Origin of the sequence: Limnothrix sp. FACHB-1083 (genome assembly GCF_014696485.1) — a bacterium.
Classification (GTDB): Bacteria; Cyanobacteriota; Cyanobacteriia; order CACIAM-69d; family CACIAM-69d; genus CACIAM-69d.
In genome coordinates this window covers 195,024-219,124 of sequence record NZ_JACJQD010000010.1, presented here as the reverse complement: position 1 = coordinate 219,124, position 24,101 = coordinate 195,024, and the positions used below count along the sequence as shown (strand labels likewise).

Here is a 24,101-nt window from a genome sequence, read left to right as displayed (position 1 = left end):
AGAGATTGGAGAACTGTATCGAAAGCGCTGGCAGATTGAGTTGCTATGGAAGTTCTTAAAGATGCATTTAAAATTAGATCAGCTCATTACGAAAAATCAAAATGGCGTAGCAATACAGATCTACATGGTCTTAATTGCTTATGCCATCTTGCAGTTAATAGAATTGCCGCAATTCTATAGTCAGACGCTACTAGATAAATTGCGATATTTGCAAGTTGTACTCGGTCGCTATGGCTCAATCAGTCATTGGAGCTATGATTTACTGCCAGAAACTCTTGTTGCCTAGAATATGAAGTTTTGTGTTTAGATTCAACACTTCTGCCGCTACAGTGGATTGCCTTATCTGCAACAGTTGGAAAACTGTCCGATATTCGAGATTTTTGCTTCGGCACTCAAGAAGCAGAATTCCTTGAATTTCCTGCATATAGGACAATCGAATCGCATATTCGTCATATTAACAACGAAGCAGAATTCATAAAGTGTATTAAGCAACTGACACAAGGCTACCCAGCTACTAAATTATTGGTTTTTTGTAATGCGCGACGGGAATGTGAACGTCTAGCTAATATTCTTCAACAAGGAAAGAGCCTAGGCATAGAAGTTATTACTCACTATTCTTCACTATCGGCTGAAGTTCGATTGGAAAATGAACAAAGGTTTTCAAAATCTAAATCCCATACAATCTGTTTTTCTACTAGTACATTGGAATTAGGGATCGATATTGGTGACATCAATGCTGTTATTCTCTGGGGCCTACCCAACGGAGTAGAATCTTTCCTGCAGCGAATTGGGCGTAGCAACCGTCGAGAAAACCAAACAAATGTTATTTGTTTAGTCACTGGCAAGACTTCAAACTATATTGAGGAAACCCTGAACTTTCTTGCATTAATTGATACTGCCCAAAAGGGTCAGTTACCACAACGCTCTCCATACGAATTATATGGAGCAGTTAGTCAGCAATGTCTTAGCATAATTGCTTCTAATCAAGGATGTTTTACTCGAATTTCCGATTTGCACAGCCTACTTAAGAATCAAAGGTATCTCGATAGACCGAAGCTGGAAGCGATTCTCGATAAGCTCTCTGAGAGTAAATATCTGCAAAAGCATGGCTTCAAAAATCGATATGGTGCAGATGAAAATCTTTACAAGTTAAAGGATTCTCGACTAATCTATGGGAACTTCAGTGTTGGCTCTCGACAGATTGAAGTGCATCATGGCTCAAGGTCTTTAGGAGAGGTTCCAGTTGATAACATCCTAAGAATTAGACCAGGTATTTTTGTTCGTTTTGCAGGACAGCTTTGGAAAGTCATTAAGGTTTCTATTCAAGCGATTTCAGTTGAGCCTAGTCAATCAACAAGCAATGCAATCGATTTTTCATATTCAGGAAGAGGATTAGGAAGCGATTCTTTTTTGTGCAATCAACTATGGTCGTTGATTCACGAGGAAGGCATTCAGGTTAACTTATTATCTCCTTCTTTAAGGCAGAAAGTTCACAAATGGCTAAATAAGACTAGGCAAACTTTTCACTTCAACACAATTCCTTACACACAATCATCTGAAGGAATTCGATACTACACATTTGGTGGTTACTTAGTTAATAAGGCAATCGGAATCTTCACTCAAAAATCGGATTTTAAAGCCAGTCCAATTTCGCTATTAACCAACTCTCGGATTAACTGGAATTCAATTCCAGTCAACCCTCAAGACTATGAAGCCGTATTTAATCTATTATTTGAATCCTCAGAGCAATCTATTTATCAACACCTTCTACCCGAAGAGTTCCAGATTCATGAATTTATGCAAGCCTGGTTGAAGGATGCTACTGTTTATGACATCCTTAGCAGGTTATCTAAATCTACAGCAATTCAAGTTTCTAGCTTTTGGAGTATGTGACCATAATCCCTGAGCAAGTAGGGCAAGCGTTTCCTACCACTATCTAGCCACGTGGTATCCAGACTCAAAACAGTAATTGCCGCTTGCCACAATGCGATCAGACTGCTTTAGCGATGCGTTATTGGGTGTAAGTGGGTATGAATCGCCCTACTGGCTACTACTGATTTCTACAATCATTTCGCCTTCTTTCAATTTTTCTAAAGCCCTTGGCAAAGTAATTGAGAGAATTCGATGTAGATTTCGGTTTGTCACATTGCCACAAGTTAACCAAATAATTTGAGGAGGTATCCCCAATCGACAGACAAGATCAACAAAATCACTGTCTTTTGTCATGATGATCGCATTGGCAAGCCGTGCCGCCTCGAAAATTTCCAAGTCTTTCGCATCGCGTAATCCAAGATCTCGCAAGGCCGAAGCTTCCACTGCAAAATTGCTCAACAGCCAGCTTGCCAAGGTTGGGGGCAATTGAGCATCAACCCAGATCCTCATGCAGTCAACCGAGAAAAATCAGTACGCCGTGCCGCAAACAATAGGCAAGCTTGAATATCGGCCATTTCTAAATCTGGAAAATCTTCTAAAATCTCAGAGAGATTAACATTTTCCGCCAACATTTCTAAGATATCGCTCACCCGAATTCTCATGCCTCGGATGCAAGGACGGCCACCACATTGACCAGGGGTTTGGGTAATGCGAGACAGTAAATTATTCATTGAGTTCATGGGATAGATAGTATATGAGCAATATCTGTCTATACAATATCTATATATAATCTATATATAGTAGAAAAATTTACGCCGCTGCGATCGCCCTATTACAAACGAAAATCATCCATTCTCAAAAGCTGCTGGTAAATCGCGGCATTTGCATTCATTACGACGTAGAAGACCTTGAGCAAGATGTTCAAGATCTGCGCGATCGGGGCTGGCGATAATTTTTGCCCGTGATCCTGTTGTTTTTCAAAATCTCGCCCTTGGTCTATTCGACCTGCCATGAGTGAGATCCACAAAAATTCAGCTTTCGCGATCGCCCTTGGCCATGTCCATCGCCCGATCGGGTCGCGATAATAGGACAATAGCCGTTCGACTTGCCCCGCCCGATCGTGCGTCTTCATCCCGACACCGTAGAAACCGTCAAACAACGAGCCGACATCGTAGATGTGGTCTCGGAACGGGTCGTGCTGAAAAAAAACGGCAAAGACTTCAAAGGCCTCTGTCCCTTCCACGACGACAAATCCCCCAGCTTCACCGTCAGCGCCACCAAAGGATTCTATTACTGCTTCTCCTGTGGGGCTGGGGGCAACGCCATCAAGTTTTTGATGGAGCTGGACAAGCGATCGTTTGGTGACGTGGTGTTGGATTTGGCGCGGCGCTACCAAGTGCCCGTGCAAACCCTGGAACCGGAACAACGCCAGGAAATTCAGCGGCAAATCACCGAGCGCGAACAGCTCTATGAAGTGCTGGCCGTGGCGGCCGGGTTCTATGCCCATGCCCTGACCCAACCTGTGGGGGCGCGGGCCATGGATTACTTGCTGGAAGAACGGCAACTGCGCCAGGACACGATTCAGGCGTTTAATTTGGGCTATTCGCCGGCCGGCTGGGATGCCCTCTATCGGTACTTGGTGGATCAAAAACGCTATGCCGTTTCGCTGGTGGAAAAGGCGGGGTTGATTGTGCCCCGGAAGGCGGGCGGTGGCTATTACGATCGATTCCGCGATCGGCTGATGGTGCCCATTCGCGATCCCCAGGGCCGGACGATCGGCTTTGGGGGGCGGACGCTGAACGGCGATGAGCCAAAGTATCTGAACTCGCCGGAAACGGAGCTATTTGACAAGGGCAAGACGCTTTTTGGGCTAGACCAGGCCAAAACGGCGATCGCCAAAACCGACGCGGCGATCGTCGTGGAAGGCTATTTCGATGTGATTGCGCTCCATGCGGCGGGCATTGAAAACGCTGTGGCAGCTTTGGGCACGGCCCTGAGCTTGGCCCAGGTGAAGCTGCTGACGCGGTTCACGGAATCGAAGCAAATTATACTGAACTTCGATGCGGACTCGGCGGGCCAAAAGGCGACGGAGCGGGCGATCGGGGAGGTGGAAGGGCTGGCTTACCGGGGCGAAATTCAACTGCGGGTGTTGAATTTGCCGGGGGGCAAGGATGCCGATGAGTTCCTGAAAACCTACAGCCCGGATCATTACCGCACCCTGATTGCCGATGCGCCCCTCTGGCTCGATTGGCAGCTCGATCGGGCGATCGGTTCCCGGGATTTGCGCTTAGCCGACCAATTCCAGGCGGCCGTGGGCGATGCGGTGAAGCTCCTGAGCCAACTGCCCAATCCCGCCACCCGCAGCCACTACATCCGCCGCTGTGCCGACCTGCTGGGCCAAAAGGACAGCTACTTCACGCTGCAATTGGAGCAGGACTTGCGATCGCAGGTGCAGGGCCAGCGCTGGCACGGGCGATCGGCCAAATGGCAACGATCGGGCGATAGCAGCCTGCGGGAGTCGGCGGAGGGACAGCTCTTGCGGATTTATTTGCACCGTCCCGATCGTCGCCAGCAAATCTTGGCCATTTTGGAGGAGCGGGAGTTGGAGTTTGGCCTGTCACACCATCGTTTTTTGTGGCGGCAGATTTTGCAGCTCCAGGATCAATGGGGTCAGGAGGCGACTGAATTGGCGATCGAGTTGCGATCGAATCCAGACCTTTCCCATGAGGATTTGGCCATGGTCGATCGGCTTTTGAGCTTAGATGAACGTACCCTTTTGGATCTCGATCGCCCCGGTCTGACCATCCGCGCCGCGATCGCCACCCTCGAAAGCCTGCAATGCGCCAAGCGTTGCCGCCACCTGCTGGATGCTTGGCTCTCCCATTACCTGCAAGCGGAAGTGGCTGCCGAAGCGTTGCGGCGGGTCTTTGCCGGTGAACCCCCGATCGGCTCCGGAAACGATAAGGTGATTAGTCTGCGGAGTGGCGGCGGCGGCGGCGGCGGTGGTGGTGTGGCCGGCAATTTGGCCCTGGCTCCCGACCCGATCGACCTGGAGCGCCTTGAAGAAAATCTCAATCGCGCCTACGAACAGCAACAAACTTTCCACGATCTTTATTATCAAGAACGCCGCTACTTACAACAACTGCAGCAGGAACGATTCACCACCTTTGAAGATTTGGCGCAAAATCCTAGTGATGGGTCAATTTCGCCACTTAATCAATTGTTTTGAGTGGAAATCAAGCAATTTTAGAAAATCCCGAGTGAAAGCTATATCCTAAAAAAATGTCTGAATCGCCAAAACCAATGCACGGCTAGCCCAAGCGATCAACAAAGACAAGTGCATAAAAACAAGGGAGTTCAGACCCTTGATCCTATAACGATTGGCGCTTTGGTAATCTTCTCAAGCTGCTGCTTAAAGATCCTGACCGATTGGGTTTCCTGAAACCAGCCCCTCTGGCATGAACATTGATTGAATATTCAATGAATTCAGGAAACATTTCAGGGGGTTAAGTTGTGTTCCTGGCTCTGCTAAATTGTGATGTCAGTACATCATCTCTTCCCGAGTTTTACCATCTTGCGACGTTAGAGTAACCTGGGGAGACACCTCCGCGATCGATAGTCAGTAGGTCAGTGAACCTAGCAGGCCAATCAGCAGGTCAATCAAACGCCCAATGATGCGCATCTTCAAGGCTTGGTTTCAGTGGCTTCAGCGCCGCTTGCTCTTTAAGCGTCAATCGGGCGCGATCGCCCAGGCTAAGGCAGTTTTGGGCTATGATTCAACCTCCATGGCTCCAGAAACCTAGGCCGCGCGATCGACCGCTCTGTTGGGTTCTCCTTTGTCAGAAAACTCCACCTTTGCCAGCTATCCTGACCTAATCCACACCACTCCTAAGCAACCAACTTTGAAGCTGAATTCATCTGATCACGCTGATCACAATCTCAATCCCGATCGCGTTCCATCCTCGGAGTTGGACATGGATTTGCCAGCCAGTGACGTAGCCCATGATGGTCATGGGCTGTTTCCCCTTCCCACTGATGAAGAGGAACGATTACAAGACCTGCTCGACTATCAAATTTTGGACACGGTTCCCGAGCGTCAATACGATGATTTGACCAAGATTGCAGCCCAAATTTGCGGCACTCCCATTTCGCTCATTAGCTTGCTGGATGGCGAGCGGCAATGGTTTAAGTCTCGTCATGGAATTGATGCCACACAAACTCCACGCAGCCAGGCTTTTTGTGCCCATGCGATTTGCCAGCCCGATGAAGTTTTGATTGTGGAAGATGCCCTGGAGGATGGACGTTTTGCCAATAATCCCCTAGTGCTGAACGAGCCAAAAATTCGATTCTATGCCGGTACGCCTTTGGTTACGACCAATGGCCATGCGATCGGGACATTGTGCGTGATTGACAAAACGCCCCGACAGCTAACAGCCCAGCAAATAGAAGCCCTAGACGCGCTGGGTCGTCAGGTCATTGCCCAATTGGAGCTGCGGCGAAAAGCAATTCAACTGGAAGCGGAGGTGAAGCGTCGCCAGGAAATTGCCCAAGTCGCTACCGAAAAAAGCAAAAAGCTAGCCCAAGCCCTTGAGAATTTACAAAAGGCGCAAATCACCTTAGTTCATGCAGAAAAAATGTCAGCCTTAGGGCGTTTAGTGGCGGGCGTGGCCCATGAAATTAATAATCCCATTAACTTTATTCACGGCAATCTTCATCACTGCCAAACCTATCTAGAGGAACTATTAAACTTAGTGAGCCTCTATAAAAAACATTATCCCAATCCCCACGAGGACATCACCACAGTCCTTGCGGAGTTGGATTTGGAATATATTACTGAAGATTTTGCGCCCCTTTTTAGCTCTATGTTCGTGGGAGCTAATCGCATTAAAACTGTCGTGAATCTCTTGCGCATGTTTTCGCGCTTGGATGAGTCAACGATTAAGTTTACTGATTTGCATGAAAACCTTGACGCGACTATTAGTCTGATGGGGGTTCACTTAGCCGGAAATGGCAAACGTCCATCCATTCAAGTGGTGCGCGATTATGGGGATTTGCCCTTGGTTGATTGTGCGATCGGGCAGTTAAACCAATGCTTTATGCAAGTACTTTTAAACGCGATCGAAGCGTTGGATCAGGGTGTGGGCGACAGCTACCCACCGGATACCCTGCCAACCATCACCGTGCGCACTGAAACCGTTGAGCCAGACCGCGTGCGAATTGCGATTTCAGACAATGGCTTGGGGATGAGTGACGAATTACGCCGCCAAGCTTTCGACCCGTTTTACACCACAAAATCAGTGGGTAAAGGAATCGGTATGGGGCTAGCCATTAGTCATCAAATTATTGTGAACTTGCACGGGGGAATGTTGTCCTGCTTGTCGGAGCCAGGCAAGGGAACAGCCTTTATTATGGAAATTTATCGATCGTTTCCGGCTCGTGAATCAGAGTCCTAAAACTTCGAGCTAGCTACTTTTTTGCCAATCATTTGATCATTTTAGACAAATTTTTCTAGAAATATTTTGGGGTTCGAGTGCTTGAGCATTAACTCCTAGATCCGGGGCGCAAAATTGCTCAAGGAATCGATCGTCATGGCCGGTGAAACCGATCGCTCGGTGGCAGCAGGACTGGAAAAATATTGCTCGATCGGGATTTTCACCACAAATTGGGTTTGTCCCTGCTCATTCACCTGATACCAAAGTTCCCCGTGATGTCGTTTCACAATGATTTGGTAGGCATTCGCCAGGCCCATTCCAGTCCCCTGCCCGATCGGCTTGGTGGTGAAAAAGGGGTCAAAAATCTTATCTGCTAACGCTGGGTCAATCCCTGAACCATTGTCAGTAATTTGAATTTGCGCAAACCGTTGCAAGGTCAAACCGTTGGCATGTTGCTGACAAATCAGGCGTGTTTCCACCTTCACCATGGGCACAAACATTTCTTGCAATCGACAGCGTTCCTCAATAGCATCCAGCGCATTGCTAAACAAATTAAACAGCGCTTGATTCAGCAAACCGGGATAGCATTCCACCGTGGGAATATCGCGATCGTAGGCGCAATGGGACTGAATCACTTGACCGCAAGTGGACTCTAGAAATCGCTCAGTTAAAATGCTGAGTGTGCTATTAATTCCGTCATGAATGTCAACGGATTTGAGTTCCGATTCATCCAATCGCGAAAAATTGCGCAACAACAACACAATTTCACGAATTCGATCGGCTCCGTTTTTCATAGATGTCAGAAGATTAGGAAAATCAGTTTTTAGAAATTCAAATTCCACTTCCGAGAGCCACTGAGCGATCGGATCCACTGGATTAGGATAATGCTGTTGATAGAGGTCAAGTCCTTGAAATACTTGATGACTATATTCTTGAGCGTGGGTTAAGTTGCCATAAATAAAGCTCAAGGGATTATTAATTTCATGGGCAATGCCGCCAACCATTTTGCCCAAAGAAGCCAACTTTTCGGACTGCACCAACTGAGCTTGGGTTGCTTGCAGTTGATTTAATGTTGTGGCTAATGATGCGGCCTGCTGTCGTGCTTCTTGTTCAGAAGCTTGTAGGGCCAAAGCAGTTTGTTGTTTTTCTTGTAATTCTTCCTGCAATCGGTTCATCAACTTACTTTGACGCAGGGCAATTCCCAATTGCAAACTCAACTGTTGCAATGCTTCCACTTCCAAATTGTCCCAAGATCGTGCCCCCTGACAGGATTGGGCAATCAATAATCCCCAAAGATAAAAATGAGCCGGAGTAATTGCTTGATCACCAAGGTTTTCCTGCCAATCTAAATCACTAGATTCTGATTTCCATAAAATTGGGATCACTAAGTTGCTGCGCACTCGCAAACTACGCAAAAATTCTCGATGACATTCTTGCAAGGGGCTGGTTTCAATGTCTTCAATTATGCAAATGCGTCCTGCTTGATATAGAGGAGCATGTTTTTCTTGAAAACAAGGATCTGTGAAGGATTGTCCCAACAGGCTCAAACTAGGATCCGAAACAGATTCCGCCGAAATTGCACCGCTGAAGTCCTCATTGAGCTGAAAAATCAGCACCCGATCGACCTGCAAAAATTCTCGAACATCTTGCACTAGGGTTTGAAACAGGGGTTCAAAATCCGCCGTTGTCCAAACACGCTGCAAGGTTTTAGAAAAAATTTGTTCACAGGCCAACCGCCGCGCCAAAGACTGTTCAATCGATTGGCGTTCCTGAATCTCTCGCATCAGTTGAGTATTTTTGGTTTGTAACTCAACGGTGCGATCGGCAATTCGGGCCTCCAAATTCTGATTGATTTGGGCTAATTCTTGGGCAATAAGCTCCCGACTGCTAACCTCCTGCTGCAATTGTTGATTAATTCGCTCCAGTTCGTCCGGACTGCGCAGCGACAAAAACTGAGGCAATAAATTCACCAGGGAAACGGCCGTGTAGCAAGAAATTAAAGCTGTTAAAGCTTTTTCAATTCCCGCTAGCCAATAGGCCCCATACCACAGAGTCCAAACTTCCAGCAAATGACCTAAGCCACATAGGATAATAAATGCCCCGAACATCAGAAAAATACTGATAGGCAAAAATTTCCGACGCTGATAGGCAAAGTACATCAGCATGGCGGGAATCGAGAAATAGGCGATCGCAATTAGTGAATCACTAACCACATGCAGCCCCACTAAGGGCGTTTGCCACAAATAACAATGACCATGGGGCATATAAGATTGGCTGCCCAAAACGATCGCTTCAAAAATTTCCTTGATTTTTTGCAAATCCATTGAAGGTACTCGCTGTAGCGGGAGATGGTCACTATGAGCAGGAGATGAAGTTTCTGGTTTCGAGAATTAGCAACACTTAAGCTGCTTGATCCATTTAAGCATCCTAACAAAAAATGAAGTTTAAATAATTATTAGCTCATTGCTTGTTAGCCCCCCATCTTAGCTCAGTCCTCAGAAAATGAGAGGAATAACGGGAGCAAGGTCAATATTACCAAAAACCTATGTTGTATCAAAATATGCAAAGCGTCAAAATTATGGGCAGCCAAAACCTAGGTTGGCCTTTGCCATGGTGATTTGTTATGGTGAATCCTGCAAAGCGTCTTCATTATTTTAAGAGGATGTCTGGGAAGTCAAAATTGATACATTGTGGGTCTTCCCAAGCAGCAAAGATCAGGAGTCTAAGTTTCTTGATCCCATGCCTGTTACTGCTTAGTTAGCGTTCCAATTCACTGCTCAGACATCCTCTAAAAACACAATTTTGCGCATCGTCGTTCGTTAAAATCAAGTGATTAAAACAAATGAGAACTGTTCAAAAACAAATTCAATCATTTGCAAGATTGAATATTTGTGATCAGAATTAATTCTAGACAAGTTCAGCTTGCTTGACATCTAAACATCGCAACTTAAGGTCACAACTTAAGCTCAAAGGAGCTGAAATGGACAAACTCTATAGTATTTTCGACGTAAGTATCCATTGAGATCATCTATTTTCACAGGCGATCGCCCTGTCTCAAGGCAGCGATCGCAGCAGAATTCCCCGAAGTTAGTTGTAAGGTTTGGGGGCTGAATGGCCGAAATTCCAAGAGTCTATAAACGATATCGCGGCGTTATGTTAAGTCCTCAAGGTTGGCAACGCTTGCAGTCCGCAGAGCAAATTTCTGCAACCCAACAAAACCAGGGAAAGCCCTACACCTTAGAACAGCTCAGTTGCTTCACTCAATTGAGTCCTAATACCTTAACGAAGGTGCGCCGTCGCGAAAAATTAGTGGATTTTCAATCACTCCTTCTCTATTTTCAGGCTTTTGGTTTAGATCTCAGCGAGGGAGACTATTTAACTTCTATGCAAGTTCGCAATCTTGAACGCACCAAAAAATCAACTGATTGGGCAATGCAAGTGGCTCCACCCCGGGGGCAGTTACCGATCGACTCTCCGTTTTATATTCATCGACCCCCCCTCGAAAGTCTTTGTATTGAAGAGGTGGTTCAGCCGGGATCACTGGTGCGAATCAAGGCTCCTCGGCAATATGGCAAAACATCCCTAATAGCACGTACCCTGAGCGAAGTTCAGCAGCGAGGATTTCGGACAGCAGTTGTGAATTTACAGGGAGCCGATCGGCAAGTTTTAGGAGACTTAGACTGGTTTTTAAAGTGGTTTTGCGCCAGTGCAGCCAAAAGCTTGGGGCTAGCCGATCGCCTGGCGGATCAGTGGGATCCGATGTTTGGGGTGAGTTATGCTTGCTCAGAATATTTTGAAAACTATCTATTGGCGGAATCGGATGCGCCATTACTCCTAGTTTTAGACGAGCTAGATCGGCTTTTTGGGTATCCCGAATTAGCGACGGACTTTTTCGGCTTATTGCGATCTTGGTATGAGCAGGGGCGCTATGGTTTGGAAAATCGAACTATTTGGCATAAATTACACATTGCAATTATCCACTCCACGGAAGTTTGGTTGCCCTTAAGTCTCAATCAATCGCCGTTTAATGTGGGGCTGTTGTTGGAGCTGCCCGCATTCACCTGTGAACAGGTGGTGACCCTTGCCCAACAATATCAACTAACAGCGGCCAAAGAATACGGCCATGCCATTTTCACGTTTTTAGGGGGGAATCCCTTCCTATCTCAAATTGGCTTATTTTATTTGGCGCATCAAAAACTTTCCCTGGCGGATTTGCCGCAACAGGCAACGAATCCCGATAGCGTTTTTAGTAGTTACTTACGCCGCTTGCTGAAGCTCCTTGAACAACAGGAACTCCTAGAAACTATGCAGCAGGTGGTGCGATCGCCCAAGGGGTTAGAACTGCCCCACACGCAGGCCTTTCGACTCCAGGGATTAGGGTTGGTTACTTTTGATCAGCGCTTGGCGTTTCCCAGTTGTGAACTGTTTCGACAGTTTTTCCTAACTCTTTCATGACATGATCAACCCTGCCTCTCCTTCGGATTTTGTCTATCAGGTGGGGGGCAGTGTACCGCCCCGATCGCAAGCCTACGTGAAGCGCCAAGCGGACGACTACCTCTTGCAAGCGCTGCTGGCGGGCGAGTTTTGCTATGTGTTCAATGCGCGGCAGATGGGCAAGTCGAGCCTGCGGTTGCGCACCATGATGCAACTGCAACAACAGGGCATTAGCTGCGCGGCGATCGACCTGACGGCGATCGGGTCGCAAAAAATTGAAATTGAGCAGTGGTACGCGGCGATCGCAGCCATGCTGAGTAAACCCCTGCCGTTGCCCTTTGATTTGCGGTCTTGGTGGAAGGAATATGCCTATTTACCTCCGGCGGCTCGTTTGGGGGAATTTATTGACGCAATTTTGCGATCGGGCATTACAAACCGCCTAGTTATTTTAATTGATGAAATTGATACGATTCTGAATTTAAAATTTCCCACGGATGATTTTTTTGCCCTAATTCGCACCTGCTACAACCGTCGTGCGGAGTTGGATCTTTATCAAGGATTAACCTTTGCCCTGTTTGGAGTCACCACCCCCGGCGAGCTAATTTCTGATAAAAGTCGAACACCCTTCAACATTGGCCAAGCAATTCAATTAACAGGGTTTCAGCACTCAGAAGTTAGCAGTTTGGCGGCGGGGTTGGTGAATGTGGTTCCGCAGCCAGAGCGGGTGCTTTGGGAAATTTTGCGTTGGACCAATGGGCAACCATTTCTGGTGCAAAAAATTTGTGCGTTGGTGTTGCGATCGCGCCAATTATCAGCGGCCATGCCCGCCGCAGCGGTTGACCAAACTACCGCTCGCGCGGCCGATCGCACGGATGATCGCGTGGCTGACCCATCCGCCGATGCTAATCCGCCTGCCCAGTTTTCGCCCAGGGCCTTTGTCGATCGGCTGATTCAAAGCCAAATCCTGAACCATTGGGAAGCCTCCGATGAACCGGAGCACTTGAAAACCATCCGCGATCGACTGCTGTATGACGAGCGATCGGCCGGGCGACGGCTGATGCTCTATCGCCAAATTTGCCGCGCCGAACTGAGCGCCGATCCACCGCCCCACCCACCGGGCCAAGCCACCGTGCCCCTGGTGCAGTCGGATGGGTCCGCGGCCCAAACGGAATTGCTGTTGGCGGGAATTGTGGAAAAACGGGATGGCTACCTGCGGGTTAAATGTCGCATTTACCGGGAAGTCTTTAACCTGGCCTGGGTCGATCGACAGTTAGACGACCTGCGCCCCTATGCCGCTTGGCTGAATGCTTGGGTGGAATCGAACTACCGCGATGCGTCCTATCTGTTGCGGGGCAATCCGTTGCGGGAAGCCTTGGATTGGATGCAAAAGCGCAGTCTCGATGATTTGGACTATCGCTACTTGGCCGCCAGCCAGGAACTGGAGCAACTGGAAATTCAGCGACAACTGGAACTCGATCGCCTGCGGGAGGCCGAAGCCCGTTTGGAAATTGAGCAACGCAGCGTCCAGCGCCAACGCCAACTGCTCGTGGCCCTGAGCATTACCCTCGCCGCTTCCTTGGTTTCCGGTGGCATTACCCTGTACGCCTACCAGCAGGCCGCCATCAGCGACGTGCGATCGACCATTGCCGCCTCCCGAGGGAGTTTTGCCTCCGATCAACGACTGGATGCCCTGTTGCAAGCTTTGCAAGCACGCGATCGCTTCCAACAATTGCGCCTTGTGCCGGCCCAAACTCGCCAAGAACTGAAGCAACGCACCCAAAGCGTTTTGGAGCAGGCAGTTTATGGCGAAAACGAGAAAAATCAGCGCTTTGCTCACCCCGGCGGCGCATTGGCCGCGGAATTTAGCCCCGATGGTCAATCGATCGTGACCACTGGCACTGATCGCACCGCCAAGGTGTGGCGCTCAAACGGCTCGTTGGTTCATACCTTGGAGCACAGTTCCTTGGTTTACGATGCCACCTTCAGCCCCGACAATCAAAAGCTGCTGACCGCCTCCCTTGACGGCAATTTGCACATTTGGGATCGCAACTCCGGCCGGTTGCTCAAGAAATTCACTGCCCATCAAGGGGGAATCTGGTCCGTGGACTGGAGCCAAGATGGGCAATGGATCGTCTCCGGCAGCAGCGACCTGACCGCCAAAATTTGGTCAGCCACCACAGGCAACCTGAAAACCACCTTGCGGGGCCACAAATCCACCGTTTGGTCCGTGGCCTTTCACCCCAACAGCCAACGGGTAATCTCCACCGGCATTGATGGGCAAATGATCCTTTGGTCGATCGCGGGGCAACGCCAACGCCAATTCAACGCCGGAGCCAGCGCCGTTTGGGATGCCATTTTCAGCCCCGATGGCAACTTGATCCTCTCGGCCCACGCAGACAATCAATTACGGCTGTGGCGGGCCGATGGCACACCGGTACGCACCATTTTGCGCCATGAGGCAGCGGTGATTAATGTGGCATTCAGCGCCGATGGCCAACGGTTTGCCTCCGCTTCGGCCGATCGCACCGTGCGCCTGTGGGAAACGGCCACCGGTCGCCTGCTGCGGATCTATCCGGGCCATGCGGCCACCATCCGCGGTCTTTCCTTCAACAGAGACGGCAAAACCCTGGCCTCCGTCAGCGAAGATGGCTTTTTGCGGTTTTGGGCCACCGAAAACGCCTTTTTTGAGCAATTGCAAGACCACCCCACCACCGTTTGGCGGGTGAATTATGCCGCCAAGTCTTCTCCCTTGTGGCCACAAATGACCACCATCACCGCCAGCGATGTGCGTTTTTGGCAACGGAACGGGCAGCCGGTGCGGGAATTCACCAACCTCAGTGAGGGAGAGCTATACAGCCTGGCCCTGCACCCCACTCAACCGCAGTTTGTGGCGGGGGATGCCAACGGCAAGCTGACTTGGGTGGATGTGACCACCGATCGCCGCCAATCCATGACCGGCAGCCAGTCGCCGATCCATGGCGTGGCCTTCAGTCCCGATGGGCGCTATTTGGCAGCGGTGGGCGACGATTTGCACTTCAACCTTTGGCGGCATGAGAACAATGGGCGCTATGTGCAGTTGCAACGGTTCCCGGCCCACAAAGCCCGCATTTGGGATGTGGCTTTCAGTCCCGATGGTTCCTATGTGGCCACCTCCAGCACCGATAGCACCGTGAAGCTTTGGACTTGGGCCGATCGCGCTCGCAGCCGACTTCAGGAACAACCGGCCCAAGTGCTGAAGGGCACGGGCAGCGGCATTTGGGGCTTGGCGATTCGGGCCGACAGTGAACAAATCGCCGCCGCCAGCCGCAACCAAGAGGTGCGGATTTGGAACCGACGGGGCGAGCTGCTGCGCCGAATTCCCACCCAAGGTGATAGTGGTCTGACGCGGGTTGCTTGGAGTCCCGATGGGCAGTTGCTGGCGATCGCGAAAAACAACAGCGCGATCGAACTGCGATCGCCCGAAGGCAAGCTGATCACCACCCTCAGCGGCCATAGCTCGATCGTCAGCAGCGTGTCTTTTAGTCCCGATGGGCAACAGCTCGCTTCCGGCAGCGAAGATCGAACGGCAACCCTTTGGAATTTGTCCCAAGTGCGATCGCTCAATTTTGTGGAATATGGCTGTCGATGGGTTGCCGATCGCTTGCAACATGGGGCACAGGATTTTGATTTACCCCTATGTCGGCCTTATTTGGATTTCAAAAGTAAAAGGTAAAAAGTAAAATTTGAAAGGCAAAAATAAAAGCAAAAGGTGATCAGACTCTCTCTAAGTAAATGCCTTAAAAGCAAATATCGGAAAAGTCAAAACTACTGAATTTTGGGTCTCATTGATCGACAAAGACAAGGGGCTGAGATCGACAAAGACAAGGGGCTTAAGCCCCTTGCCCCGATGATTGGATGATTACCGGTGAGTTGCTTTTCAGACCGCCTCTAGCGGAAAAGTTGGCGAATTTGTTCACGGGTTTGACCACTGCGCACCCGGCGATCATAAAGCATTTGAATTAAATCCCGATCGAGCGGTGAAAAATCCTGTGTTTCCGTCCAACCTTGATAAAACGTACTGTCGCGATAGGTTTCCGCATCGTTCATCAAACCCAAAGATTGGGTCAGTTCTTCGCGAATCAGGTGCGATCGCTCCCGTTGAGTCACCCCCGTGGTGCTAATTAAAATTTGGGCCCGCTGAATTTCATTGCCCGTCCACCAAACCCGAAAAAATCCCAAGTTTCGGGGCACATAGTGGGGGTCATATTTCGGAAAATCCGCTTCCGGCACAAAGTAAATGACGACATTGGGATTTTGGGTGGTGAAGCGAATCCGAATTGCGCCACCCAATAATTGATTGAGATCACCCACAATTCGATCGAGCGTTTCCCGATCGGCCGTCGTCGGTCCACCTCGCACCGCCAACCGCAAATCGCTCGCCCACTTGCGAATGTAGTTTGTATCAGGATTATTGGAAAATTCGTTTCCAAACGCCACTTCCATGAAATAGTCCAAAGCGGCCCGAGAATAGCGCCGATCGCTCGATCGGCGCGTGCTCATCAGCCACTGAGTAAGCGGTTGATGGGGTTGATTCTTGAGATATTGTCGATCGTTGGGCTGATGATTGGGTTGATCATTAATTTGATCGCCCAATCGGCCAATAAATCGGCCAACAAACTGATCAGCAAACTGGTCATTAAGCGGATTACCAATGAGCTGATTACTCGCCAAGACCGATCGCCCCGAAACCGGATCAACGGTTGTGCGGCCCCAAGAACCCACCCCCCACAACAACATCGCCAACCCGATCGCCCCCCATAGGGTATTTCGGGGGATTGATCGACCCGTTGATCGACGCTTGGGTTGAATCTTGGATCGACTCTTGGATCCACTCTTGGATTGACTCTTTCGAGAACGGGGACGATCGCTCATAGCTGTTGGCTAACTTCTTGTGCCCATTATTGAGACCTAGATTGAAACCCAGGCCGAGACCCAAACGCATGGCGGCGGCAGCATCCGACCAACCGGCAATCCCCTAAACCGCCCCCAAAACTGCCCCCTAAACTGCACTGAGACCAAAATAGGTCGGCTCATTGCCGGGTTTCCACTTGATGTTGCAACCCAAGCTGGGAATTTGGGGTTCCGGAACCGGTTCCCCCGCCCAAACGGCCGCCAACGCAGCCCGCAAATCTGCCCCATCATTGGGTTCTGGGTTGCCGGGGCGGCTGCGATCGAGCTGGCCACGATAGACCAAAGCGCGATCGCGATTAAACACAAAGAAATCTGGGGTGCAGGCGGCCGAGTAGGCCTGGGCCACCGCCTGAGTTTCGTCATAGCACAGGGGGAAGTTGAATCCGCAGTCCCGGGCCCAGTCCGCCAGCTGATCGGGCGCATCATCGGGATAGGCCACCGCATCGTTAGCGCTGATGGCAATGATCCCGGCGCGATCGCCCCAATCTCGACCCAACCGGGCCAACTCCGCCTGAATATGCTTGACATAGGGACAATGGCGGCAAAGAAACATCACCAACAGCAACGGGCGATCGGCCACCGTTGCTAGGGAAATGGTCTCGCCCGTGGTCACCTCCGGCAGGGCAAAATCTGGAGCCAGAGTACCCAATTCCAACATCATTGAAGCGGTTAGCACCATAACGGCTTAGTCTCCTGAAATAGGCAATTGATTAACCAGCTTGGGTTAACCAGCTTGAGTTAACCAGCTTGAGTTAACCGGCTTGGGTTAACCGGCTTGGGTCAACCCGCGAACGAAGAGGGGACGAAGCCTAGAATAATAGGCGCTTCATCCAGTCCCGAGAAATTGCCCGATCGCCAACCATCATTTCCACTCCCCTACCTCAGGATCGCCTCATGTCCTTTCGCGTGCTCTCGCAAGTTTGGCCCTGGTTGAGAGTTTGGTTGGGATTCACGATCGCCCTCGGCCCAGTCTGGATCGGCGGCCCAGCGCTGGCCGACGTGGTTCCGGCTGATGACGGATTGGGAACCCTCGTGGATCGCCCCAATGATCAACAGTTCAACATCACGGGTGGCAGTCGATCGAGCAGTGGAACCAACCTCTTCCATGGGTTTGAGCAATTTGACCTGGAACCGGGCGACAGAGCCACCTTCATCATCGATCCCAGCATTCAGAACATCTTTGGCCGCATTACCAGTGGCGATCCCTCGGTGATTGATGGTCTGGTGCAAATGAGCGGCGGTTCCGCCAATCTTTATCTTTTAAACCCGGCGGGCATCGTCTTTGGCAGCACGGCCCAAGTGAACGTACCCGGCAGCTTTTATGCCACCAGCGCCAACGCTGTGCAATTTGGTCTCCAGTGGTTCAACGTCTTTGAGGGCAATGACTTGCGGGGATTGAACGGCACGCCTACGGCCTTTGCCTTTTCGCCGTTCCTGGCGGGGTCGATCGTTCACGATGGAACCATTCAAGCGAATCAACAGGTGGCTCTCCTGGGGGGAACCGTGCTTTCTACGGGATCGATCGCCTCAGGGGCCAACGCCGTCACGGTGGCCGCCGTGGAGGGCGATCGGGTGGTGCGCATCCAGGCGATCGGCAACATTCTCAGCTTCGACATTGGCATTCCCGGCCTCAGCAGCCCCAACAACAGCCCCATTCGGCCCGCTGATACGGGATTCTTTGCACCCCTCACCCTGCCAGAGCTGCTGAGCGGCCCCGCTGAAAACGTTGCCACCAGCATTGCCGTGGGGGACGATGGAACCGTGCAACTCACCCGTACTGGCGAAACGGTGACTCTGGAGCCGGGCGCGGCCTTGGTGACGGGGTCGGTTAATGGCCAAGAGGGGGGCGCGGGTTTGCAAGTGTTGCGCGATCAATCGCCGTTCCCTTTGCTGCCAAGCGTTCCCAATCGTCCCGGATCTCTCGATGAACTGGGCGATCGGCTACCCCCTAACAACGCCCAAGATATTGCCAGCGACTTTGAAGCCGGAAAGTTTGACCCGCCCGGCCTGCAAGGGGAGTTTGGCGATCGGGACTTTGGCCCCATTGGCCCGGGGGGAGAGGGGAATCTAGCCTTTGATCCGGGGGAATTCGGCCCCGATTTCCCTCTGGGACCCGATGGAGAATTTGGCCCAGAACCTGGAGAGTTGGGGCCCGATGGCAAATTTGACCCCAGCAAACTGGGCCCCGAAAGTCTCGCCATGCTGGCTGACATTGAGGCCAGTGATTTAGCCCTGGATGCCAGCCTAGGCGACACCTTCGTTCAGGGAAATTTTGACCTGGGCTTGGATCAACTGGAAAACACCTGGACGCAGCAAATTGAGACCTATTTGGGTAGTTCAATTTCCAATAACCCCGTCAGCAGTGCCTCTTTACGGGAACTGTTGAGCGACATTCGACAACAGACCAACAGCCAAACTGCCTTGATCTACGTGATGTTGCAGGAACAACAAACGGATCTGGTGGTGATTACCAGCAGCGGGGAACCGATCTACCGACGATCGGGCGTGGGCCGGGCCGAAGTGTTGGCCGCCGCCGATCGCCTGCGCCAAGCGATCACCAATCCTGTGTTGCGCCGGGGCAACGCCTACCGCACGGCAGCAGAACAGCTCGATCGCTGGCTGATCGCCCCAATCGCCCCAGAACTGGCCGCCCAAAAGATCGATACCCTGCTGATCTCCCCCGATGTGGGCCTGCGATCGCTCCCCTGGGCCGCCCTGCATGATGGTCAACAATTTTTGGTGCAGCGGTTTGCCTTGGGCATGACCCCCAGCGTTAACCTAACCGATGCCCGCTACGTCAGCCTTCGAAATGCGCCCATTTTGGCCATGGGAGCTTCCGAATTTCCAGCGGGGTTAAATCCCCTGCCTGCCGTCCCCATGGAACTGCAAACCATTGCCCAAGAACGGGCCCAAACCACCACCTTCTTGAACGAAGCCTTCACGATCGCCAACCTGCAAACCCAGCGCCAACGGCAGCCGGCCCCCATTTTGCACCTGGCCACCCACGGCGAATTCAAACCCGGCCAACCGGTGAATTCCTACATTCAGTTCTGGAATCAGGAGCGCCTGACGCTTGATCGACTGCGGGAACTGAGTTTGAACAATCCCCCCGTGGAGTTGCTGGTGCTGAGTGCCTGTCGCACGGCCGTGGGTGATGCGAATGCGGAGTTGGGGTTTGCAGGGCTAGCCGTACAGGCGGGGGTAAAATCTGCCCTCGCCAGTCTTTGGTATGTGAGCGATGAAGGAACCCTGGCCCTCATGAGCGAGTTTTATCGGCAACTCTCGATCGCCCCCACGAAGTCCCAAGCCCTGCGTCAGGCCCAAATGGCCATGATTGAAGGACGAGTCCGCGTTGAAGGGAGCGGCCTCACATCCAGCGCCCGGGGGCCAATTCCGTTGCCGTCGCTGCCAGATAATTCCGGATCCCTGGCTCATCCCTACTACTGGGCTGCCTTCGTGGCGATCGGCAGTCCTTGGTAAGCCAGATTGGCAAAACAAACTGAATGGAACGAGAAACTTAGGGCTGAAACTTAGGGCTGCAAGGCAGACCACAAGGCAAGTTAACGGAGCAGCAAGCTGACGGGCTTAACGGTCTTCTGGGCAAAAACTCATCATCGCACTAGTCTATGGATCCAGGTTGCTGGGGATTGAAATTGAAGGGGATTGAAATTGCAAATGAACTCCTAACCCATGGCCCAGGCAAACAACCGAAGCTGTTTGCCTAGAGCCGAAATTCCGCCCATTGATGGCAGGAAGGATGTTAACGTCATCCCTGAATTCAGAGTCAAATTGAGTAGCCAGGTCGCTCGATTCTTCACCTCCCGATCGCCCGTTGGAATCATCCCCATCACCGAGGGCTGCCGGGCGATCGCACGAGGAGTTTTCCGAGAATCGCAGGGGCCCTAAGCCTGGCTACTGACCATCGAGAAAGGGCGATCGCTCGGGGCCGCCTCCTCTGCTTCATCGAAAATGGTCAAATCCGTGGGTTTGCAGCGGGCTACCTTCACCGCAATGCCCTGTGCTCCTTCGATTTCCAAATCTTCCACATAACCGGCCACCGATGCTTTGGCTGTGGACTCCAAGCTAAAGGGACCAAAGTAGTAGGTACACCGAGGAACCTGGGTCGTGATTTCGACCCAATAGGCCAGGCCCAGGGCATTCATTAAACGGGCAGAGAAGTCTTTCATAGGCGCTGTGGCTTGCGGGCGCTATTCAAAGTCAATTGCTATGGATGTACGGGAAAGACGCGGACTGCAACAGACGACACTCCGGTCAGTGTGGAGGAATGTGGCTTTGAGGAAAGCGCAATAGGATACAGAATCACGCTCGATGGGGGCAGTCACATCGAAACGGTTGGTCTCTCGATCGAGATCTTTACACTTCGTTATACTCTGCTTAGCCCATTTTTCCAAGCACTGTCCGAAGGAAAGTTATGGCGATTCGTCAAGGAAATGGGGATCAGTAAAGACTGGAGGGCGATCCCGGCTGATCCGGTGATGACTCCGGTTGCTAAGCTCCTGCAGCGTAGCAAAGATTTTTGGTACTGATCAAAAACTGGGTTTGGCGCTTCGTCCTTCTTGATTGGGTCAGAGGCTGGGTTGAAGTGGAATCCATGGGGGGCGATCGCCCGGATGTCCGGTGGCGCTGGGTGATTGGATCCACAAACTTGCAACCTCTTAGCGTGGCCAATGGTTAAATTAAGGCGGCCCAGAGGGCTTGGAGCTTGAGTTGAATTTCGGCTAGCTCGCGCTCGGGGTCGGATCCGGCCACAATGCCCGCGCCCGCAAACAGCCGGGCCCGATCGCCCTGGATTAGGGCCGATCGAATCCCCACCGCAAATTCCGCATTCCCCATCGGATCGAGCCAACCGATCGCCCCGGTATAGAGCGATCGCTCAAAGGGTTCGTAGCGATCGATGGCGGCAATGGCGGCCGATCGGGACAAACCCGCCACGGCCGGGGTGGGGTGCAAGGCCGCCACCACATCCAATGGATCCACATTGCGCGGCAACCGGCCACAGATTGGCGTTTGCAGGTGTTGAATATTGCTCAATTTGCGCAGGCTAGGCTTGACGGCCACCTTGGGATGGGCCCCCAACTGGGCGAGGCGATCGGCAATGAAATCCGCCACCAACCGGTGTTCGTGCAGTTCCTTGGGGTTGTTGAGCAGGCGATCGCCCCAGGCTCGATCGAGTTCCGGCGTAGTGCCGCGCGGAGCCGACCCGGCCAGGGCTTCCGTGACAATCCGGCCGTGGTCAATGGCCACCAAGCATTCAGGGCTGGCTCCCAAGAAGGTTTGCCCCCGATCGTTCCCCACCGCAAAGGTGTAGCAACCGGGGTGACGGTGGCGCAGGTTATGGAGCAACAGGGCCGGATCCAAGGGTTCCGGGGCTTGCCAGTCGATCGCCCGGGCCAGCACCACCTTGCAAAACTGCCGATCGGCAATATCTTTCAGGGCCGATCGAGCCGCCGCCAAAAAGGCCGGATCATCCGGCGCGGCCAGCTCCCACCCACCGGACTGGTAACGGGCTGTCCTGGCAGTCAAGCTGGTGCTGCTGCTGCGCCACTGCAACAGTCGATCGAGCGGTTGCCACAGTTCCCCACAGAGCTGATCCAAATCGGTGCAACCATCCACCCAAGCATTAGCCGTGAATGTGGTGATGGGGCCCTGGGCGGTGGTGCGGCGAACCACTTGCCAGCGGGGTAAAAAAATCAACGCCTCCCCAAAGGGACTGCCCAGGTCGCGCGGTTCATCAAGAAAGGGAAACGCACAAAGCAGCGACGGAATCGATCGGGTCGAGGCCGGGCGATCGCCCTCTGCCATGCCATAGGCCCGTTCGCTCGCACGCAACAGGCCATGAATCTTTCGAGCAAAGGCCTTGGTTTTTGTGAACCGATCGCTCCCGGCCACCGCCAAGGCCACCGTGCGATCAAAGGCAGCAATTGCCGATCGACGATCGGGTTTTTCAAAATAAAAACTGAGGCAATCCGCCTGGGAAAACTCAGCAAAAACTTCCAGGGGATCGAGCGCCGGAATTTCAAAAGTTAAACGCACAATTTGCGATCGAAACGATCGCAAGAACTCGTCCCGAGCTGCCTCAAGTATGCAATAGAGGCGCGTTGGTGAGAGCAAATCTGTTTGCTGACCCAGTGCGCTTAACATTAGAATTCAGATTTGATTAAAGGCTGTAAAAAAAATTAATTATCGTCCGAACTGCCGCAATGCTTCGACTACTGGTTATCTTAATCGAGTTTCCTCAATAATACCCGCCCCCTAAGGCGCATCTGGTAAATTTGGCATGATTCAGCAGTCACCCGATCGCTCTGCCCGATCGCCCTGCCTGAACCACGCCTGAATCCTGCCTGAACCCCCTTGGGCATTGGTGAGGCCGCTCTGGGCCTGTCGGCTGCCCAAGCCACCATCTACCACCGTTGACTGTCGTGATCGCCCTATGACTGCTCCCAGTCTTTCTGCCCCACCCAACAGCCCGCCCGAAGCGCCCTCCCGCCGTCAACTTTGGAAGGCGGCGATTAAACTGCCCATGTATACCGTGGCAGTGATGCCGATTCTGTTGGGATCCGCCACCGCCGCCTTTGAAACCAAACGGCTGAATGGGGGAATTTTGGCCCTGTTTTTAGGGGCGGCCATTGCCATTATTGCTTGGTTGAATCTAACCAATGATGTGTTTGATTCTGATACGGGCATTGATGTGAATAAAGCCCATTCTGTGGTGAATTTAACCGGTAACCGATCGCTGGTTTTTGCGATCGCCAATCTATTCTTAGTGGCCGGAATTGCATCCATTGGGGCGATCGCTTGGCTCCAACAGGATTGGACGGTTTTGGCAATCATTTTAGCCAGTTGTGTTTTGGGCTATAGCTATCAAGGGCCGCCCTTTCGCTTTGGCTATTTAGGGTTGGGAGAACCCATCTGTTTTGTCACCTTTGGGCCCATGGCCCTGGCCGCTGCTTACTATAGCCAAACCCAAAGTTGGTCGCTGTTGAATTGGGGCGCATCCGTCTTTATGGGCATTACCACCAGCCTCATTTTGTTCTGTTCCCATTTCCATCAGGTGGCGGATGATTTGCGGGCGGGCAAACGATCGCCCGTGGCCCGGCTGGGCACGGCTCGATCGGCCGCCCTGCTGCCCTGGTTTTGTGGCACAGCCTTTGGGGTAGTGGTGGCGGGAGTCCTGTGGGGGGCTTTCCCCCTTTGGACGTTGCTCACGGGTTTGAGCTTGCCGATCGCCCTGCATTTGTGTCGGCATGTGGGGCAACACCACGACCAGCCCGATCGGGTCAGCAACAGCAAATTCATCGCCGTCAAATTTCATTTTTGGAGCGGTTTAGCCCTCAGTGGCGGTTTTCTGTTGGGGGCTTGGTTACAGTAGTGGCCAACCCCCCGGCCTAAAAT

The 24,101-nt window shown here is 51.8% G+C and carries 16 protein-coding genes and 1 pseudogene; 10 read left to right on the top strand and 7 right to left on the bottom strand.

Features of this window, described 5'->3' with window-relative positions:
- Nucleotides 1-286: transposase (locus H6F46_RS14265; RefSeq protein ID WP_242027764.1), on the top strand; the 286-nt coding region annotated here is incomplete at its 5' end.
- A gap of 11 nt (nucleotides 287-297) precedes the next feature.
- Entirely contained in the window at nucleotides 298-1,893 is a 1,596-nt protein-coding gene (locus H6F46_RS14260) for a helicase-related protein (protein WP_190355312.1), read from the top strand.
- A 147-nt stretch (nucleotides 1,894-2,040) separates the two neighbouring features.
- Here the strand turns inward: H6F46_RS14260 and H6F46_RS14255 are convergent, their stop codons facing one another.
- Nucleotides 2,041-2,382, bottom strand: a complete 342-nt coding sequence (locus H6F46_RS14255) for a DUF5615 family PIN-like protein (RefSeq protein ID WP_190355313.1) — start codon at nucleotides 2,380-2,382, stop codon at nucleotides 2,041-2,043.
- Complete coding sequence (locus H6F46_RS14250; protein WP_190355314.1) at nucleotides 2,379-2,612, bottom strand: DUF433 domain-containing protein; 234 nt, start codon at nucleotides 2,610-2,612, stop codon at nucleotides 2,379-2,381. The genes H6F46_RS14255 and H6F46_RS14250 overlap by 4 nt, the downstream gene beginning before the upstream one ends.
- Before the next feature lie 110 nt (nucleotides 2,613-2,722).
- On the opposite strand from H6F46_RS14250, the pseudogene H6F46_RS19910 reads away from it, so the two are divergent.
- From H6F46_RS19910 to H6F46_RS14235, 4 genes and pseudogenes are all read left to right on the top strand, one after another.
- A pseudogene (locus tag H6F46_RS19910) lies at nucleotides 2,723-2,824 on the top strand (UPF0175 family protein); the annotation flags it as partial.
- A 165-nt stretch (nucleotides 2,825-2,989) separates the two neighbouring features.
- On the top strand, nucleotides 2,990-5,101 hold the full coding sequence (gene dnaG, locus H6F46_RS14240; protein ID WP_370567152.1) for a DNA primase: 2,112 nt from the start codon (nucleotides 2,990-2,992) through the stop codon (nucleotides 5,099-5,101).
- 442 nt (nucleotides 5,102-5,543) lie between these two features.
- Entirely contained in the window at nucleotides 5,544-5,675 is a 132-nt protein-coding gene (locus tag H6F46_RS19605; RefSeq protein ID WP_255509001.1) for a hypothetical protein, read from the top strand.
- Between the two features lie 33 nt (nucleotides 5,676-5,708).
- On the top strand, nucleotides 5,709-7,325 hold the full coding sequence (locus H6F46_RS14235) for a sensor histidine kinase (RefSeq protein ID WP_199291571.1): 1,617 nt from the start codon (nucleotides 5,709-5,711) through the stop codon (nucleotides 7,323-7,325).
- A gap of 95 nt (nucleotides 7,326-7,420) precedes the next feature.
- Here the strand turns inward: H6F46_RS14235 and H6F46_RS14230 are convergent, their stop codons facing one another.
- A complete protein-coding gene (locus H6F46_RS14230; RefSeq protein ID WP_190355316.1) occupies nucleotides 7,421-9,628 on the bottom strand; it encodes an ATP-binding protein in 2,208 nt (735 codons plus the stop codon).
- Nucleotides 9,629-10,457: 829 nt separating this feature from the next.
- On the opposite strand from H6F46_RS14230, the gene H6F46_RS14225 reads away from it, so the two are divergent.
- Nucleotides 10,458-11,759 carry an AAA-like domain-containing protein gene (locus tag H6F46_RS14225; protein WP_242027960.1) on the top strand — a complete coding sequence of 434 codons (1,302 nt, stop codon included), beginning with the start codon at nucleotides 10,458-10,460 and terminating at the stop codon, nucleotides 11,757-11,759.
- Nucleotide 11,760: 1 nt separating this feature from the next.
- Nucleotides 11,761-15,450, top strand: coding sequence for an AAA-like domain-containing protein (locus H6F46_RS14220; protein ID WP_190355318.1), 3,690 nt, complete (start codon nucleotides 11,761-11,763; stop codon nucleotides 15,448-15,450).
- Nucleotides 15,451-15,665: 215 nt separating this feature from the next.
- Here H6F46_RS14220 and H6F46_RS14215 read toward each other — a convergent pair whose 3' ends face one another.
- Entirely contained in the window at nucleotides 15,666-16,514 is an 849-nt protein-coding gene (locus H6F46_RS14215) for a DUF2927 domain-containing protein (protein ID WP_190355319.1), read from the bottom strand.
- A gap of 262 nt (nucleotides 16,515-16,776) precedes the next feature.
- Nucleotides 16,777-17,367: a thioredoxin family protein gene (locus H6F46_RS14210; RefSeq protein ID WP_190355320.1), complete on the bottom strand. Its 591-nt coding sequence runs from the start codon at nucleotides 17,365-17,367 to the stop codon at nucleotides 16,777-16,779.
- A 215-nt stretch (nucleotides 17,368-17,582) separates the two neighbouring features.
- On the opposite strand from H6F46_RS14210, the gene H6F46_RS14205 reads away from it, so the two are divergent.
- Nucleotides 17,583-20,168 (top strand): CHAT domain-containing protein, encoded by a 2,586-nt coding sequence (locus H6F46_RS14205; protein WP_190355321.1) that lies wholly within the window; start codon nucleotides 17,583-17,585, stop codon nucleotides 20,166-20,168.
- A gap of 422 nt (nucleotides 20,169-20,590) precedes the next feature.
- Here H6F46_RS14205 and H6F46_RS14200 read toward each other — a convergent pair whose 3' ends face one another.
- Nucleotides 20,591-20,875 (bottom strand): DUF1816 domain-containing protein, encoded by a 285-nt coding sequence (locus tag H6F46_RS14200; RefSeq protein ID WP_099533216.1) that lies wholly within the window; start codon nucleotides 20,873-20,875, stop codon nucleotides 20,591-20,593.
- A gap of 505 nt (nucleotides 20,876-21,380) precedes the next feature.
- Nucleotides 21,381-22,850 (bottom strand): isochorismate synthase MenF, encoded by a 1,470-nt coding sequence (locus tag H6F46_RS14195; RefSeq protein ID WP_190355322.1) that lies wholly within the window; start codon nucleotides 22,848-22,850, stop codon nucleotides 21,381-21,383.
- Between the two features lie 289 nt (nucleotides 22,851-23,139).
- Here H6F46_RS14195 and menA point away from each other — a divergent pair, with 289 nt between their 5' ends.
- The gene (gene menA, locus H6F46_RS14190) at nucleotides 23,140-24,078 is read left to right on the top strand and encodes a 2-carboxy-1,4-naphthoquinone phytyltransferase (RefSeq protein WP_190355323.1); all 939 of its coding nucleotides are present in this window, start codon (nucleotides 23,140-23,142) and stop codon (nucleotides 24,076-24,078) included.
- The last annotated feature ends 23 nt before the right edge of the window (nucleotides 24,079-24,101 follow it).